The following is a 14515-nucleotide window of genomic DNA, read 5'->3' as shown; positions in this document are numbered from 1 at the left end:
TTCAAACGTTGACACGTCTGTCGAATGGTACCGAGTGGCGCGGAAACAGGATGAAAATACGAATGGAGGCAATGTCAGCTACTCGGGTGTGATTCCGTGTCCCGGCCCGTCAATCGAAATCTCCGACCCTCGCGTAGTCGGAATCACGTCTTCGGCAAGCAACTGATTCCCGTCCAAATCGATGTGCGAGAACGACCCGATTCCGGCGACGAGATGCGCACTTGTATGAATTCCAATCGCGCTTTCGAGCATGCATCCGACCATCAGTTCGACGTTCGCGGCCCTTGCGATGGACGCGATGTCCTGCGCCGCCAGGGGGCCGGATTTGCCGAGTTTCACGTTGAGTACGTCCGCGGCATCCTCACGAACCACGCGAATCGCGTCCGCCGGCGTGAACACCGCTTCGTCCGCGGCCACCGGAATCGAGACCGCGTTCCGGGCACGAGCAAGGCCTTTCACGTCATCCGCCGGAACCGGTTGCTCGATGAGCGAGCAGTCGATGCCTCTCGATTGGAGTTCGTTGGCGAACTGGACGGTCTCCTTCGGCGTCCAGCCCTGGTTCGCATCGACCGCAAGTTCTGCATTCGGCGCGCCCTCATGAACGGCTTCAACGCGTGCAACGTCCTTCTCGAGGGTCGTTCCTGTTTTTACCTTCAGATGGTCGAATCCCTCTTCGACGGCGCGAGTTGCGCGGTCGTTCGCCTCCTCGGGGGACAGAATCGGAATCGTGAGGTCGGTCGTCACCGGTTCGGGCGACCCCCCGAACAGTTCGGAAAGCGGCATTTCGCGCTCCCGGCAGTAGGCGTCCAGAATCGCGGTTTCCACCGCGAACAGCGCCGAAACCATCCCCGGAAACGTCGAACGAACGTCCGAAACGAGGTTCCGGTAGTCGGCGAGATTCCGCCCTTCCAGCAGTTCGACGGCGGCACGAGCGGTCGCGAGCGCCGCCTCCTGTGTTTCCCCCGTAACTGGCGTGAGTGGCGAGCCTTCGCCGTAACCAATCGCGTTTTCGGTTTCGACCGTTACGAGCAGGTTGTTCGCGTTATGCTGTGTCCCGAGCGAGATTTCGAACGGTTCGCGGAGCGGCAAATCGAGGGACGAGACGGACATCTGCTCGACGCTCATCTCACCGCGCATCTTACAGTGCCTCCCGAACAGCGTCGAGGAGGTCGTCCGGACCGTCTTCGTCGTAGACGTTCGCGGCGGGAACGGGATAGTCGGCCTCCTCGGGGTCGGCCCACGTCGAAACGCCCGCGACCGTCGCATCCGAGAGTTCGGTGACGAGGTCGATTTCCGCCTCGACACCCGCAACGATCCACTGCTCGAAATGGGTTCGGTGCTCGCGGTCGGGGTCATCGACTAGCACCACGGCGTCCGGCCATGCGCCGTGGAGGAGCGAGAGGGTGACGCCGGAATACGCACGATGGGTGAGCGCGGCCTGTCCCTCCACGAAGACGATATCGTGGTCGTCCGCGACGGCAGCAACGAGGTCTTCGACCACTCCGGCGGTAAAGTCGGCGGGCACGCGGTCGATGACGACGCCGCGATGTGCACCGACCATGATTCCCGTTTGTCCGGTCGCGACCCACCCCGCGTTCAGTCCGGCGCGTTCTGCGGCGCGATAGAGTTCGAAGGTCGTTGTTCGTTTGCCAACCGCACAATCGGTTCCGACGGTTAGCACGACCGGTGTGTCCGCTTCGTCCACTTTTCCGTCGCCGACTCGAAGGTCATCCTCTTCCGGCGGTTTTCGTACGTCGAAGAGTCGAGCGTCGTGTTCGTCCGCAAGCGACTGCCACGAGGGCTGCTCCGAAAGAAAAACGTGGAGGCCGGAGACGACATCCAATCCGCCGCGAATGGCCTCCTCGATGTCGGCGACCCATTCGTCCGGCAGTGCGCCGCCCGCGGGTGCGACGCCGATGACGAGTACTTCGGCGTCCGGAGCGCGTTCGATGGCCTCCCCCGTGGAGGCGACGATTGGAACGTCGTCAACGTCCGACCGACCCAGAACGTCACCCGCATCCTCCCCGGCGTGGGTCGAATCGATGACCGCCCGTGCGTCGAACAGTTCGCTGTGCATGACGACCCCGTTTGCCGTCTTCCCGTCCATGGTTCCGAACGCACCCTCCGCGAGAATAATCGCAGAAGCAGGGGCGTCGAAGGTGTTCCGTAGGTTCATGTGCTACACAGGCGTACAGCCGATGAAAGTTTTGCACCCTTTCATGGAAGGGTAGGCGACGCTTGGTTGTGATTTTCTAACTGAAACGTTACTCTGAACAGCAAATACGCGTTTGCCGGGGTCGCCATTCCTTCGTTCCGGATGACCGCACCGAACGCCGAGGGACGCTCGATATTTAGCAACCCAACTCCAGACGAGGCCAGGAGATAGCACCTGATATTCTTGCAGAGGTAGTGCAGGCAGTAGCTAGCGGAAACGGAACAAACCAGTCACTTCCTGCATTGCGGTACGAAAGCGGTACGAAGGAGTCAGAAAACAAAACCGGTCAAAGATTCAATCGGCGGGTTCGATATTCTGGTTCACGTGGAAGAAGTTGTCGGGGTCGTACTTCGCCTTGACTTCCCGCAACCGCTCGTAGTTGTCGCCGTAGCTTGCTTGAATCCGGTCTTCACCTTCTTCCATCATGAAGTTGATGTACGAACCGCCGACCGTGTGCGGGTGGAGTTCGTGCCAGTAGTCGCGCGCCCATTTGGTGAGTTTTCCGTCGTTCGCAGGGTCGGGGTCGACTCCCACGATGACCATCGACCAGTTGGCGTCACGAACGTTCCACGCAGTTTCGTTCGGTGCGACTTCGTGGACGGCCCCGTTAATTGGATAGAGGTGCATCGTCGATTGTGGGGTCGGCACTTCGGCGTGGCGCTCGTGCACCTCGATGGCGTCGTCGGTCAACTCGCGCACGTAGTCCCCCTTCCAGTACCACTGGTCGCCCGGTGGGTAGAGGTCGTCGAACATGCTCTGCAGTGCCGGATACGGCATCTCTCCGACGTGTTCGAACAGCGGTTCCGCGACGTCTCGCGCCGTTTGGAGCATTTCCTCGGTTTGGTCTTTGGATCCCAGACAGCACCACATCAGTCCACAGACCTTCTCGCCGTGGATTTCCTCGGGGAAGGGTTCACCCGGCACCTCGGCGACAAGATAGAATGCGTACACGTCCCTCGGCGCTCGCGGTAGCCACTCACGATACCAGCGCATCGTGGTTTCGAGTTCGTCGAGTGGCCAGAACAGTGGCCCGGCGACCACCGTGTCCACGGGATGTAACTCGTATTCGAACGAGACGACGATGCCGAAATTGCCGCCGCCGCCGCGAAGCGCCCAGAATAAATCGGCGTTTTCGTCCTCGCTCGCATGAACAAGTCGTCCATCGGCCAGCACGACATCCGCGCTGCGCAGGTTGTCGATGGTCAAGCCATATTTCCTGGTCAAGTAGCCGTGACCGCCGCCGAGCGTCAGGCCACTGACGCCCGTTGTAGAGATGACGCCGCTAACCGTTGCTAGACCGAACGCGTGTGTGGCGTGGTCTACGTCACCCCACGTACAACCCGGTTCGACGCGCACGGTTTCCGCGTCGGGGTCAACGTGAATGCCCGTCATTTCGGTGAGGTCGATGACCAGTCCGTCGTCCACCAGCGACAGGCCGGGACCGCTGTGGCCCCCGCTTCGTATCGCGGTCTCGAAGTCGTTCTCGCGGGCGAAATTGACCGCCGCAACCACGTCGGCGACGTTTGCACACTGGACGATGAGTCCGGGGTGTTTGTCTATCATCGCGTTATAAATCGTGCGCGCGTCGTCGTACTCCGAGTCGTCGGGCCGAATCAGATCCCCCCGAAAACTCTCCCGAAATCGTTCGATGGTCGTTTCGTCAACGTCTTTTGCTGTCGTTGCCATTGTGTTCCCCCCGTCTGTCGCGCCCGCCTCTACGGCCTTCATGTTCGATTCACCGCCACAGCGAGCGCTAGTCATTCTACTATACGATCAGTGTTAGATGTTACCAAATTACAATCACTGTCGAATATACTCCCGAAATCCACAGTAATCAGCCCGAGTGCATGTCGATATGGAGATACGGTGGTGCAGTAGAACAATCATCTACCACTCGCCAGTACCGTGTAGAATGCATCGACCGTTCAGTAGATCGTCCCCTTCGTACGTCATTACGCCCTTCACGCCGCGATAGTCATTGCCCAATCGCTTCATTGGCGTTCCTCGCGTAGTGGATTGCCATGTCCACTATCGTCGAGTTCAATGTGAGTGCGGATAGATTCCCGTTGGGAACCATCTTCACTGGCTTTTCGGAAGTAACAGTCGAACTGGAACGGGTCGTCCCGAAGGCGGACGGAGTGATACCGTACTTCTGGGTTGATGGTATAGACGTCTCCGACATCGTGGCACAGTTCTCGAACCATCCGGGAGTGAAAAATATCGAGGTTGTCGATAGTTTCGAAACACAGTATCTCATGAAATGCGAGTGGGTTCAGGAACACGCAGGCATCTTGGCAGGGCTCGTCGAATCGAATATCGTACTCCTCACAGCAACCGGAACCGAAGATGGCTGGGAATTCGAAGTCCGAGGCGACGATGCGGATAGCATGTCCAGATTCAAACAGTACTGCGACGAAAACGGGATTCGAATCGAAATCGCTGCGGTTCACGCAATGGTTCAAACGGAATCAAAGCAGAAACTGACCGAGACACAACAGGAAGCGCTGCTTTTGGCATACGAGCGTGGGTACTTCGATTCACCTCGCAACGCAACACTCACTGAAATCGCCGATGAGCTTGGGATGTCTCAGCAGGCCCTCGGTTCCCGGATTCAGCGCGGTACACGCAGACTCATAGCGAATGTTTCGATCGATTCGAAGTGATCGGCGACAGTAGACAATATAAAGCATGTTGTGTGTACAAAAGACTGACTTTGGTTTGCCTGGGCGTTATTCCATATCAATGTCCTATATCGAGTCCGCGAACGCCGACACGATCTTCGACGTGTTGTCCGATATTCAACGGCGACAGCTGTTATTTTCCCTCCTTGAGCACAACCCCCAAGTAGTTTCATCACAGTCCTCCAACACCGAAGAACGGCATCGCATCCTGCAACAGCACGTTCATCTCCCCAAATTGGCTGATGCTGGATTTATCGCGTTTGAGTCGGACGAAAAAATCGAGAAGGGGCCTCGGTTCGACGAAATTCTACCGGTGTTAGAACTGTTGGACGATCACAATGACGAACTACCCGGCGACTTAGTCTGACGAACCGGTCACACGACGCGGTTCGTGATTTCCTCGTCGGCGTCGATATGTTGGACATTCTCCCGAACCAGCTCTGCGATATGGTCGTAGTAATCGCGCTCCGCAGCGGCGGCGTGGGGTGTCACGACCACGTCGTCCATCTCCCACAGCCGTGACTCTTCCGGAAGCGGTTCCTCCTCGAACACGTCCAGGGCAGCTCCGGCGATTTCGGCGTTATCGAGGGCTGAAATCAGTGCTTCCTCGTCGGCGCAGTTGCCACGGGCGACGTTGACAAAATACGCATCCTCGCGCATGGTCGCAAACTCCTCGGCACCCATCAACCCTTCCGTCGCGTCGGTGAGGGGCGTCGCCAGCGCGACGAATCGAGCGTCCGAAATCGCCTCGTGCAAGTCGTTATTCGTGTACACCTCGCGAACGTGTGGCACGGGTTTGGCAGTCCGCCGAACCCCCGTGACGTGCATTCCAATCGCGTCGGCGCGTTTCGCGATTCCCTGTCCCAGCGTGCCGAGCCCGACAACACAGAGCGGTTCGTGGTGGAGCGTGAATGGTTCGTTCCAGTCGGGACGGTTCCAGTCGCGGTCGGTTTGTTGGCGCGAAAAGGCATGCAGTCGGCGCGAAAGGGAGAGCATCATCCCGAGTGCGGTTTCTCCGACGCTGGTGCCGTGAATTCCCGTGCTGTTCGTCAAGACGATTCTCGAATCCGCGAAGGCGTCGAGCGAGAATCGGTCGTATCCGGCCGTAATCGCATGTACCCACTTCAGACCCGAACCGAGGAACGAGTCACGGTGGGCGAACGTGACCACCGCATCACAGTCCTCGATTTCCGCCGGGGTATCGCCCACAATAACGACTCGCGGGTCGATGGACGAAAGCGCCTCGCGTAACTGCTCGGGTGGGAAGACGGCACCGACCGACTCGTGAATTCCGAGATGGGAAATTTGCATGCACGGGGATAGCCGTGGCGTCAGAATGAATCTTGGGAAGCGGGCAGATGGGCACGGCGAGTCATCAACAGGGTAACTATCGTCCTGTTCGAACCAACGAACGATGCCAATACGAGACGACATCGGTGACCTGCCGTTCGGAGCGGAGGCCTACACGGTCGATCGAAGTCTCTTTCGGCAGAAATTCCGAATAGCCGACGCCGACGGCAACCGTGTTCTGAACGCCGAACGAAACGTGGCCGAAGGGAAGGTGACGTTTCCGTTTCGGAATGCGGACGACGAGATCGTTTTTCGCATCAGTTCGAAGCAGGCGTTCGACGTTGCGGGCGGTTACGTCCTCCACGAAAAACGTGCTGACGAGCCGACGCTCGTTCTCTCGAAGGAACTCAGCTTTCGCCGTCACCACTGGACTATCGAACGGCCGGAGGGTCAGGAACTCGCGACAGTGACATCCCGGCGCGGACTCGTCGGTGCGGTGAACACCGTGTCCCAGATGCTATCTCCCTTCCCACAGAAATTTTCGGTCAGCGGGCCGAACGGCGAGCGTATCGGGACGATTGCAGGCCGATTCAGTCCACGAACGGTCTACGACGTTCGCATCGAACGTCCGGGGGCGACCCCACGGTCGGCACTCGTCGCCGGCGCGGTTGCTATCGCAGTGCTCGAAAGCGTGTAGTACAGTGCCGATTTTCGAAAGGGCGGCTCGGGAAAAATCCTCGTCACAAGGGGCTCGGAGGGGGTAACTTTCGTCACCGCCGCCCGACCGGGAGTAACCACCCGACTGGTTTGACTCTTACGTGCGCTCGGTCGAAATCGCTCACGGCTCATTCCGTACCTACTCCGACTCCACACGGGGGTCGAGGCTGATGTACGCGATATCCTGAATCAGGTTACTGGCGATACCAGCGACGGCGATAGTCATCGCGATACCGATGATGAGCGGCAAGTCGCGTTGCTCTAACGCAATGAGTCCGGCAAACCCGATACCCGGGATATTGAGAACCTGTTCGAGAACGAAGACGTTCACGATGAGGACACCGATGAAATCCACAAAGAACAGCGAAATTAGCGGAATCGCGGCGTTTCGAAGGATATGTCGGGCGACGAGTCGCGTCGATGCCCCCTTCGCTCGAAGCAGTTTGACGAAATCGCGGTACACATACTCGCGCGACTCCGCTCTCGCGTGCCGCAGTTGGCCAGCCAGAAGCGACACCCCCAAGATTCCAGCAGGGAGAACGATGCTCTTCATCAGTCCGACGGGGATGAGCGGGGAAGTTGATGGTGGTCACACCCAACAGCGGGAGGGCGGTTGCGAGAACGAGCAGTGTCTGGAGACGACACGAAACCGGTCACCGATTCCGCAGTTCGAGCCGAAATTCGTCGGAAGTACGGTCTTCCCCAAGAACTCGACACGGCGAACGACGAGCGTGTGCTTTCGAACGCGCTAGAACTCGTCGCTGAAGAGCAGTTCACCGCCGCCGCCGCGGAACGCCTGTCGGACGCGTTTTCGACGGTCTGTGCGAAACGGAATCCCGAACCACGAACCGTCAATGGGCGGCCGATTGCCTGTCACCTCTACGATGACGAGACACGGATGGAGGACTCCCCACCGACCGAACCGAAGTCGGAGTAGGTCGAGCCGATTTTTACACGCGCTTCCCTACCAGTTCGCAAACAAGCGCAGTTCCGCGGCTACGTCCCGGATTTCATCGCATGCGATGGTACCGCGCTCGGTGATGTATCCGGAAACGAACTCGCCCGGAGTCACGTCGAACGTTGGATTGAGCACCGATAGGTCTCCATTACCGTCGTACACCGCCCTCGGGTCGCCCGATTCCAATTTCGGGTCGTCCGAATCACCGCCGATTCGCACCTTGTCTGTCGCGGTGACGACGAACAGCGGCACGCCTTCGTGGTCTGCCGCCAGCGCCGCCGTTCGGGTTCCGGTCTTGTTCACCACATCGCCGCTCGGGAGTACCGCGTCCGCACCGACGACGACGCTGCCCACCGATTCGGTCGCCAACACGTGCGCAATCGCGGCGTCGGTGTGAAGTGTCACGACCGTGTCTTCGGCGAGCGTTTCCGCAACGCCGACGCCTTCACACGCCGGTCGGGATTCCGCGACGAAGACGCGCTTCGCGCCGCGAAGCGCGTCGAGCACAGTTCCCGAGCGAGAGAGGGAGAGAACCGTCGAACCTGCGATTTTCTCGCGTGCGTTGTCCGTCGCTTCCGCATCGACTCGATAGGCGCGGTCGATGCCGTCGATGGCCGACCGCTCGACCGTTTCCGGGGAGCTCGATTCGGCCATCACGTGATTCACTCGATTTTCGAGGACGGTCATGCTCGGGCGGGCTGAACGGAGGTCACGCGCCAGGTCGGTCAGTTCGTCCCAGTCGCCGCCGCGAACCACGAGCAGTCCGGCCCGATTCCGGAGAACTTCGAGGGCGCGAACGGAGATGGACGCGGAACCGTGTTCCGTGTCTCCGGCAACCGATTCGACGCTCGGCGCGACACGCTCGTAGGATGTCCAGAGGTCCGGCACCGTCTCTCTGCGCAGTATTTCGGTCGGCGGAACCCACTCCGCGTCGGTGGTCTCCCAGTCAGATTCGACTGCGCGACTCGCGCAGTCGAACAGGTACGGATGGACAACCCAGCGTTTGTCGAGCGAGTCGTCTTCCACGGCGAATGTGTCGCCCGAACGAACGAACGTGCAGGCATCGAGCAGGCCAGTTTCCTCTTTGATTTCTCGACGCACGAGCGAATCGGGGTCACCTTCCGCATGTCCGGCGACTCCTCCCCACTTCCCGGGGTACGACCCGACTTCGTCGCTTCGTTGAAGGAGAAGCACGTCGCCTCGGTTTCGCAGAAAACAAGTGACAACGTGGGTTTCGTCCATACGAAACGGTCGTTCCGAAGGAACCTGAACCTGTGGGAACGCCAAGGAGATGACTCAGCGGTCGTGGGCGACGATGGTTTTGCCGTCGCCGACAATGATGACATCATCCCTGAGGATGGGTTTCATCGTCACCCGGTCAGAGAGTTCGTACTGCTGCTTTCGGCCACCACCGGTTCCGAAAATCGACAGGCGCTCTCGGGATTTCGTCTTCCCGTCGGACGTTTCGGCCCGTTCGACCGACTCGAACGCCACGGCGTCCGCCGTCACGGTAAGCGGCGTTCCGAACTTCGCTCGTTTTCGCCACCGTTCGTCGCCGGTTTTGCGGTTGTACGCCACCACGTACGTTTCCATCGCGAGTCGGGTTCTACGATGGCTCGAATAGAGGGAAAAGACGGCATACACGCTCGAATCGTTCGCTTCGGGAATCGTTCCGACCGACCCGATCCAGTCGCTTTCCGTGTGCCAGCGCACTGACCCGTTGGTCGGATTCAGTGCGCTGACACCGCCCATCGACGCGACGAAGACGGTGCCGTCGTGGTGAGTAAGTGCCGCCCGTCCGGCGGTTTTTCGCGACCACAATGGCGTACCGTCGGTTGCGTCGTACGCCCGCACCATTCCCGTAGGCGATGCAGCGAACACACGCTCGCCGTCGGTATCCGCCGACGACCGAGTGTGGCCGAACGGGTGCAACCACTCGATTCGTTCCGTTTTGAGGTCGAGCGAAAACACACCGTACTTCTCGATGTCGTCGCTGTAGCCGACGCCGTACAACCGGGAGCCAGCGATTATCGGTGAGTAGCGACCGAAGGCCAAGTAGCCCGTTCCAAGGCTGGTCGGGTTGCCGCCGGAAAGCGGAATTTTTTGGATGACACCGTCCGCTTCGACCAACGCTCGGTTCCCATCGAGAACGGGCGATGCGGTGATTCGTGGGAGTTCCGCAAGTGATTCGTGTTTTCCCGAGAAACGAACGAATCCGAGTTCGCCACTGGACTCCAGCGTGGAGGCCACCACGAATCCGTCGTCAGCCAGCTTCCTCGACCGTGCTGGCGATCCGCCTAACTCGACCGACCAGCGGGAGTTAGCTCTAAGCGTACTACATCCGCTCCCGAGGGCCAGCAAACCGGCACCTGTCGCATGAAGAAATTTGCGGCGACGGAAACCGCGGTCCATACCGAAACCACCCCAACTGAATAAAAAAGCGTTCCGATGGAAATTACGCTCAAACGTTTTTCTACCAGCACATACAAACGACGACTATGCTCCGGGTCGCCATCATCAGCGACACGCACATCCCCACCCGTGCGAATCGACTCCCCGACTGGGTTCGAACCCGAATCCAACGCGCGGATTATACGATTCACGCGGGGGATTTCGACTCGGCCGACGCACTGGCCTCCGTGCGGGAACTGACGGATGGCAACCTTACCGCTGTCGCCGGAAACACGGATCCACGCTCGCTCCGTCTGCCGGATGTTGCGACTCGCGAACTCGGCGGCGTCGCGTTCGTCGTGACACACGGAACCGGGCCAAAACGAGGGTACAGAAGACGAGTCGCAAACACCGTCCACGAGATTGGCGAAGAAATCGCTGGGAACGCCGCCGAAGAACCCGGAACCGTGCCCGTCGTCGGCGTCTCCGGGCACACCCATCGGGTGATGGACGAAGAAGTCGATGGCATTCGACTGCTTAATCCGGGAAGTGCAACCGGGGCGGCCCCCGCCCGGAGCGCGACGATGCTCGTGGCAATCGTCGAGGACGGGAATCTGACCGTCCAGATGCACGAAAGCTGACGCGATTTGCACCTTTCGGACGGGTTTTTACCCGGGCGCACCAACGCCAGAGCATGAATGTTTTCGCGGTTCCGGACATTCCGGAGGTCGAACCCGGCGATGACATCGCCAAACTCGTAGAGGAACGGGTAGACCTCGAACCCGGCGACGTACTGTTGGTCGCGAGTACCATCGTCTCGAAGGCCGAGGGACGCATCGCAAACTTCGCGGATTTCCCGGCGAGTCCGCGAGCGGAAGAACTCGCGAACCGCCTCGGCGAGATTTCGGGTGAGGAGAAAGACCCGCGATTTGCACAGGCCGTCCTCGAAGAGAGCACCGAGATAATCATGGACGCACCGTTCCTGCTCACTTCGACGCGGTTCGGCCACATCGGCGTCAATGCGGGCATCGACCGCTCGAACACCGGGAAGGCAGACCTTCTCTTGCTCCCGGAGCGGCCGAACGAGAGTGCCGACCGAATCAGGTCAGGGCTCTCGCAAGACGTGCCGGTCGTTGTCACCGACACCTGTGGCCGACCGTTCCGACACGGCCAGCGCGGCGTCGCGCTCGGCTGGGCCGGCATGCCCGCAAGCCGGGACTGGCGCGGCGAGCGCGACAGGGACGGCCACGAACTCGAAGTGACGGTCGAGTCGGTCGTGGACGAACTCGCATCGACCGCGAACCTCGTGAGCGGCGAGGGCGACGACGGCCTGCCGGTCGTTGTCGTCCGCGACTGGGAGTTCGGCAATCACGAGGGGAGCGACAACCTCTTCCGGGCGGTCGAAGGCGATTTCATCCGGCAGGCGCTCCGGGGGTGGCAGTTTGCGCGGGATTGAACTCACGCCGGAAGACCCGGTCTCCGAACTGGTCGAACTCGGCGGACAGGCCGAACAAGCGGGATTCGACACGCTGTTCGCCAGTAGCCATTACAACAACCGCGACCCCTTCACCGTCCTCTCGGGAATCGCGGCGGAAACCGACGACATCCGACTCGGGCCGGGCGTCGTCAACCCTTACGAGACTCACCCCATCACACTCGCCTCGCAGGTTGCAACCATCCACGAAGCCAGCAACGGACGAGGAATCTGTGGATTGGGTGCGGGCGACCGCTCAACCCTACAAAACCTCGGTATCGACCGCGACCGACCCCTCCGCCGTGTGCTGGAGACGATGAAGGTCTCGAAGCGACTGTGGGCCGGGGAACGGGTAACCCACGATGGAACCTTCGTCGCGGAAGACGCGGGTCTGAACTACGCCGTCGGCGAGATTCCGGTTTACATCGGGGCACAGGGGCCCCATATGCTCCGGATGAGTGCGAAACACGCAGATGGCGCACTGGTCAACGCTTCGCACCCGCGCGATTTCTCGTGGGCAGACGAGCGAATTTCGGAGGGATTATCGGAGCGACCCGACCACCGCGGCGAGTTCGATTTCGCGGCCTACGCCAGCGTGAGCGTCGCCGAGGACGGGGACGAAGCGCGAGAAGCAGCCCGGCCACCGGTCGCGTTCATCGCTGGCGGGGCGGCTAAGCCGGTGCTGGACAGACATGGAATCGACCGCGAGCGTGCCGAAGCGATCGGCAAAAAAATCGGTGCTGGGAAGTTTACCGCCGCGTTCGAGACGGTGACGCCCAAGATGATAGACGCCTTCTGCATCGCCGGAACGCCGGCGACGGTGGCCGACCGAATCGACGCGGTGCTCGACTACGCGGACAGTTTCGTCGCCGGGTCGCCGCTCGGCCCCGACAGAAGCGGGGCGATTAGCCTCGTTGCTGCGGCCCTCGACCGGACGTATCCGGAACGATAGCGGCACCGAGTCCGCCGAGCGTGAGGAGCCCGAAAACGAGCGACGAGACGCCGACGAGGAGCACACCGATGAGTAGGAGGATTGCGGAACTGGGGAGCGTCGTTGCGACGTCGGTAAACAGCCGAATCATCTCCGTGATGTCGTGGACGGGATTTACCATGTCTCATTCTCGGCACTGGGGGTACTTGGTTGCTCCGTCACGCTTACGACGGGGCGATTCGTAGACAGGAACGTGTCGCGGGATACGTCACTGACCGACTTCGGGACAAATTCGGACGAGGGGAACGACGAGTCCGAAAAATCGGAGTCGCGGGGCAAAACAAGGACCGAGTCGGAAGTCGAAACCGAATCGGAAATCGCTGAGCAGGAAGTCCGGTCCGAACCAGAGAGTGACCTCGAGTCGAAAATCGAAGCGGGTTCCGAACCGGAAGGCGAATCCCAGTCGCTGGTCGATGCTGACGTGGACATCGAACCTGCCCGTGGGACGTACGACTGGACGCCCGATGGAGTCGTCTGTGATTCGTGTGGCGAATCGGTCGAAACGCGGTGGCGGGACGGCGATGGGATGGTTTGTGAAGACTGCAAGGAATGGTAGAGTTGGGTTCGTGGATACGGCCCATCGAAGTGGCGACATGCACTTCGAAGACACGTTCGTATACTTGTCTGAATCTCTAAAATACCAATCCACAAAGTATTCAACAGTAAGTCAAACAACCCTTTGAGTAGCGACAAAAGTTACAAAGGTATGTCTCCATACTACGTGTAACGAGGAGACCATCTACGACGTCTCCAAAAGGGCTATCCGCAGCAGTCAGACCTAACCGCGGCATTCAGAGCATGAAGGAAGCTAACAAAGACCCCGAGCCAACCTCCGTGGAACGACCGACAGACGAGTTTGCAGACCCACTCTCTATCGAGGATGCGGCGGATTTGACGCAGCGAATTATCGAAAATATCGAACACGTCATCGTCGGCCAACACACGGCCGCCGAACACATTCTGACGACGATTCTCGCACGCGGGCATCTTTTGCTGGAAGACGTTCCCGGCGTCGGGAAGACAATGCTCGCGCGGTCGCTGGCACGCTCCATCGACTGTTCGTTCAAACGCGTACAGTTTACGCCGGATCTGCTCCCCTCGGACGTGACCGGCGTCAACGTGTTCAATCAAAAGAGCCGCGAGTTCGAATTCCAACCCGGCCCGATTTTCGGCAACGTCGTTCTCGCGGACGAAATCAACCGCGCACCGCCGAAAACGCAGGCCGCCCTGCTGGAAGCGATGGAAGAAGAGCAGGTCACCATCGATGGAACGACCCACGACGTGCCGAGTCCGTTCACCGTTATCGCGACGCAGAACGCCATCGAGCAAGACCGAACCTACGAGCTTCCGGTCGCGGAGATAGACCGATTCATGAAGAAGCTCTCGCTGGGGTACCCAAATCCGGAAGACGAGTCGGAAGTTCTCCGTCGAGTCGTCGGCGAGCATCCGATTCGCCGACTCGACCCGGTGGCGAGCGCCAGCGACATCCGGCGAGCGCAGGCAACCGTCTCGCAGGTGACGGTTCGGGAACCGGTTCGTGATTATGTCACCCGTCTTTCAAATTACACCCGTGACCACAGTCAACTCGGCGTGAGCCCTCGTGGGTCGATTACTGTGCTCCGCGCGGCACAAGCACGGGCCATCCTGGAAGGGCGGGAGTACGTCGTGCCCGACGACGTGAAGTTGGAGGCCGAAGTGGTGTTGGCCCACCGTGTCCGCGGTAGTTCCGGCACGATGGGCGGCGACGAAGGGCAGGAAGTCATTCAAGCTGCCCTCGACAACGTTCCGGTGGAATGAG

General features: G+C 60.0%; 17 protein-coding genes. 9 read left to right on the top strand and 8 right to left on the bottom strand.

What is annotated here, in order from left to right; all coding sequences use genetic code 11:
* Positions 1 to 78 precede the first annotated feature (78 nt).
* From ACN2TU_RS25515 to ACN2TU_RS25505, 3 genes are all read right to left on the bottom strand, one after another.
* A complete protein-coding gene (locus tag ACN2TU_RS25515) occupies positions 79 to 1125 on the bottom strand; it encodes a dipeptide epimerase (RefSeq protein WP_435159694.1) in 1047 nt (348 codons plus the stop codon).
* A gap of 13 nt (positions 1126 to 1138) precedes the next feature.
* Positions 1139 to 2176, bottom strand: a complete 1038-nt coding sequence (locus ACN2TU_RS25510; protein WP_435159494.1) for an N-acetyltransferase DgcN family protein — start codon at positions 2174 to 2176, stop codon at positions 1139 to 1141.
* 333 nt (positions 2177 to 2509) lie between these two features.
* Positions 2510 to 3901: an FAD-binding oxidoreductase gene (locus ACN2TU_RS25505; RefSeq protein ID WP_435159692.1), complete on the bottom strand. Its 1392-nt coding sequence runs from the start codon at positions 3899 to 3901 to the stop codon at positions 2510 to 2512.
* A 335-nt stretch (positions 3902 to 4236) separates the two neighbouring features.
* Between ACN2TU_RS25505 and ACN2TU_RS25500 the strand changes: the two genes are divergently transcribed.
* Together ACN2TU_RS25500 and ACN2TU_RS25495 are read left to right on the top strand one after the other, a co-directional pair.
* The gene (locus ACN2TU_RS25500; RefSeq protein WP_435159492.1) at positions 4237 to 4878 is read left to right on the top strand and encodes a helix-turn-helix domain-containing protein; all 642 of its coding nucleotides are present in this window, start codon (positions 4237 to 4239) and stop codon (positions 4876 to 4878) included.
* A gap of 79 nt (positions 4879 to 4957) precedes the next feature.
* Positions 4958 to 5263, top strand: a complete 306-nt coding sequence (locus tag ACN2TU_RS25495) for a DUF7344 domain-containing protein (protein ID WP_435159490.1) — start codon at positions 4958 to 4960, stop codon at positions 5261 to 5263.
* Positions 5264 to 5271: 8 nt separating this feature from the next.
* On the opposite strand, the gene ddh is transcribed toward ACN2TU_RS25495, so the two are convergent.
* Entirely contained in the window at positions 5272 to 6207 is a 936-nt protein-coding gene (gene ddh, locus ACN2TU_RS25490; protein WP_435159488.1) for a D-2-hydroxyacid dehydrogenase, read from the bottom strand.
* A gap of 103 nt (positions 6208 to 6310) precedes the next feature.
* Between ddh and ACN2TU_RS25485 the strand changes: the two genes are divergently transcribed.
* Positions 6311 to 6883 (top strand): LURP-one-related/scramblase family protein, encoded by a 573-nt coding sequence (locus ACN2TU_RS25485; protein ID WP_435159486.1) that lies wholly within the window; start codon positions 6311 to 6313, stop codon positions 6881 to 6883.
* A 159-nt stretch (positions 6884 to 7042) separates the two neighbouring features.
* On the opposite strand, the gene ACN2TU_RS25480 is transcribed toward ACN2TU_RS25485, so the two are convergent.
* Complete coding sequence (locus tag ACN2TU_RS25480) at positions 7043 to 7456, bottom strand: ABC transporter permease subunit (protein ID WP_435159484.1); 414 nt, start codon at positions 7454 to 7456, stop codon at positions 7043 to 7045.
* Between the two features lie 75 nt (positions 7457 to 7531).
* Between ACN2TU_RS25480 and ACN2TU_RS25475 the strand changes: the two genes are divergently transcribed.
* On the top strand, positions 7532 to 7840 hold the full coding sequence (locus ACN2TU_RS25475) for a hypothetical protein (RefSeq protein WP_435159482.1): 309 nt from the start codon (positions 7532 to 7534) through the stop codon (positions 7838 to 7840).
* 27 nt (positions 7841 to 7867) lie between these two features.
* Here ACN2TU_RS25475 and ACN2TU_RS25470 read toward each other — a convergent pair whose 3' ends face one another.
* Positions 7868 to 9103 carry an eIF2B alpha/beta/delta subunit family protein gene (locus ACN2TU_RS25470; RefSeq protein WP_435159480.1) on the bottom strand — a complete coding sequence of 412 codons (1236 nt, stop codon included), beginning with the start codon at positions 9101 to 9103 and terminating at the stop codon, positions 7868 to 7870.
* Between the two features lie 54 nt (positions 9104 to 9157).
* Positions 9158 to 10273 carry an outer membrane protein assembly factor BamB family protein gene (locus ACN2TU_RS25465; RefSeq protein WP_435159478.1) on the bottom strand — a complete coding sequence of 372 codons (1116 nt, stop codon included), beginning with the start codon at positions 10271 to 10273 and terminating at the stop codon, positions 9158 to 9160.
* Positions 10274 to 10359: 86 nt separating this feature from the next.
* Between ACN2TU_RS25465 and ACN2TU_RS25460 the strand changes: the two genes are divergently transcribed.
* The 3 genes from ACN2TU_RS25460 to ACN2TU_RS25450 are packed head-to-tail and all read left to right on the top strand — an operon-like array spanning position 10360 to position 12678.
* Complete coding sequence (locus tag ACN2TU_RS25460) at positions 10360 to 10893, top strand: metallophosphoesterase family protein (protein ID WP_435159476.1); 534 nt, start codon at positions 10360 to 10362, stop codon at positions 10891 to 10893.
* A 53-nt stretch (positions 10894 to 10946) separates the two neighbouring features.
* A complete protein-coding gene (locus tag ACN2TU_RS25455; protein ID WP_435159475.1) occupies positions 10947 to 11708 on the top strand; it encodes a coenzyme F420-0:L-glutamate ligase in 762 nt (253 codons plus the stop codon).
* Positions 11695 to 12678: a 5,10-methylenetetrahydromethanopterin reductase gene (locus tag ACN2TU_RS25450; protein ID WP_435159474.1), complete on the top strand. Its 984-nt coding sequence runs from the start codon at positions 11695 to 11697 to the stop codon at positions 12676 to 12678. The genes ACN2TU_RS25455 and ACN2TU_RS25450 overlap by 14 nt, the downstream gene beginning before the upstream one ends.
* Here ACN2TU_RS25450 and ACN2TU_RS25445 read toward each other — a convergent pair.
* Positions 12632 to 12838, bottom strand: a complete 207-nt coding sequence (locus ACN2TU_RS25445) for a DUF8024 family protein (RefSeq protein WP_435159472.1) — start codon at positions 12836 to 12838, stop codon at positions 12632 to 12634. The genes ACN2TU_RS25450 and ACN2TU_RS25445 overlap by 47 nt on opposite strands.
* Before the next feature lie 72 nt (positions 12839 to 12910).
* On the opposite strand from ACN2TU_RS25445, the gene ACN2TU_RS25440 reads away from it, so the two are divergent.
* Positions 12911 to 13273 (top strand): DUF7573 domain-containing protein, encoded by a 363-nt coding sequence (locus ACN2TU_RS25440; RefSeq protein WP_435159470.1) that lies wholly within the window; start codon positions 12911 to 12913, stop codon positions 13271 to 13273.
* Between the two features lie 242 nt (positions 13274 to 13515).
* Positions 13516 to 14514, top strand: coding sequence for an AAA family ATPase (locus ACN2TU_RS25435; RefSeq protein WP_435159469.1), 999 nt, complete (start codon positions 13516 to 13518; stop codon positions 14512 to 14514).
* Position 14515: the final 1 nt, after the last annotated feature.

It is taken from the genome of Haladaptatus marinus, assembly GCF_051194195.1.
This window is presented reverse-complemented; position numbering and strand designations above follow the sequence as displayed.

Excerpts from the sequence above, each read along its gene's own strand:
- ACN2TU_RS25515 (WP_435159694.1), bottom strand. The coding sequence starts at position 1,125 with ATGAGCGTCGAGCAGATGTCCGTCTCGTCCCTCGATTTGCCGCTCCGC.
- ACN2TU_RS25510 (WP_435159494.1), bottom strand. The coding sequence starts at position 2,176 with ATGAACCTACGGAACACCTTCGACGCCCCTGCTTCTGCGATTATTCTC.
- ACN2TU_RS25505 (WP_435159692.1), bottom strand. The coding sequence starts at position 3,901 with ATGGCAACGACAGCAAAAGACGTTGACGAAACGACCATCGAACGATTT.
- ACN2TU_RS25500 (WP_435159492.1), top strand. The coding sequence starts at position 4,237 with ATGTCCACTATCGTCGAGTTCAATGTGAGTGCGGATAGATTCCCGTTG.
- ACN2TU_RS25495 (WP_435159490.1), top strand. The coding sequence starts at position 4,958 with ATGTCCTATATCGAGTCCGCGAACGCCGACACGATCTTCGACGTGTTG.
- ddh (WP_435159488.1), bottom strand. The coding sequence starts at position 6,207 with ATGCAAATTTCCCATCTCGGAATTCACGAGTCGGTCGGTGCCGTCTTC.
- ACN2TU_RS25485 (WP_435159486.1), top strand. The coding sequence starts at position 6,311 with ATGCCAATACGAGACGACATCGGTGACCTGCCGTTCGGAGCGGAGGCC.
- ACN2TU_RS25480 (WP_435159484.1), bottom strand. The coding sequence starts at position 7,456 with ATGAAGAGCATCGTTCTCCCTGCTGGAATCTTGGGGGTGTCGCTTCTG.
- ACN2TU_RS25470 (WP_435159480.1), bottom strand. The coding sequence starts at position 9,103 with ATGGACGAAACCCACGTTGTCACTTGTTTTCTGCGAAACCGAGGCGAC.
- ACN2TU_RS25465 (WP_435159478.1), bottom strand. The coding sequence starts at position 10,273 with ATGGACCGCGGTTTCCGTCGCCGCAAATTTCTTCATGCGACAGGTGCC.
- ACN2TU_RS25460 (WP_435159476.1), top strand. The coding sequence starts at position 10,360 with ATGCTCCGGGTCGCCATCATCAGCGACACGCACATCCCCACCCGTGCG.
- ACN2TU_RS25455 (WP_435159475.1), top strand. The coding sequence starts at position 10,947 with ATGAATGTTTTCGCGGTTCCGGACATTCCGGAGGTCGAACCCGGCGAT.
- ACN2TU_RS25445 (WP_435159472.1), bottom strand. The coding sequence starts at position 12,838 with ATGGTAAATCCCGTCCACGACATCACGGAGATGATTCGGCTGTTTACC.
- ACN2TU_RS25435 (WP_435159469.1), top strand. The coding sequence starts at position 13,516 with ATGAAGGAAGCTAACAAAGACCCCGAGCCAACCTCCGTGGAACGACCG.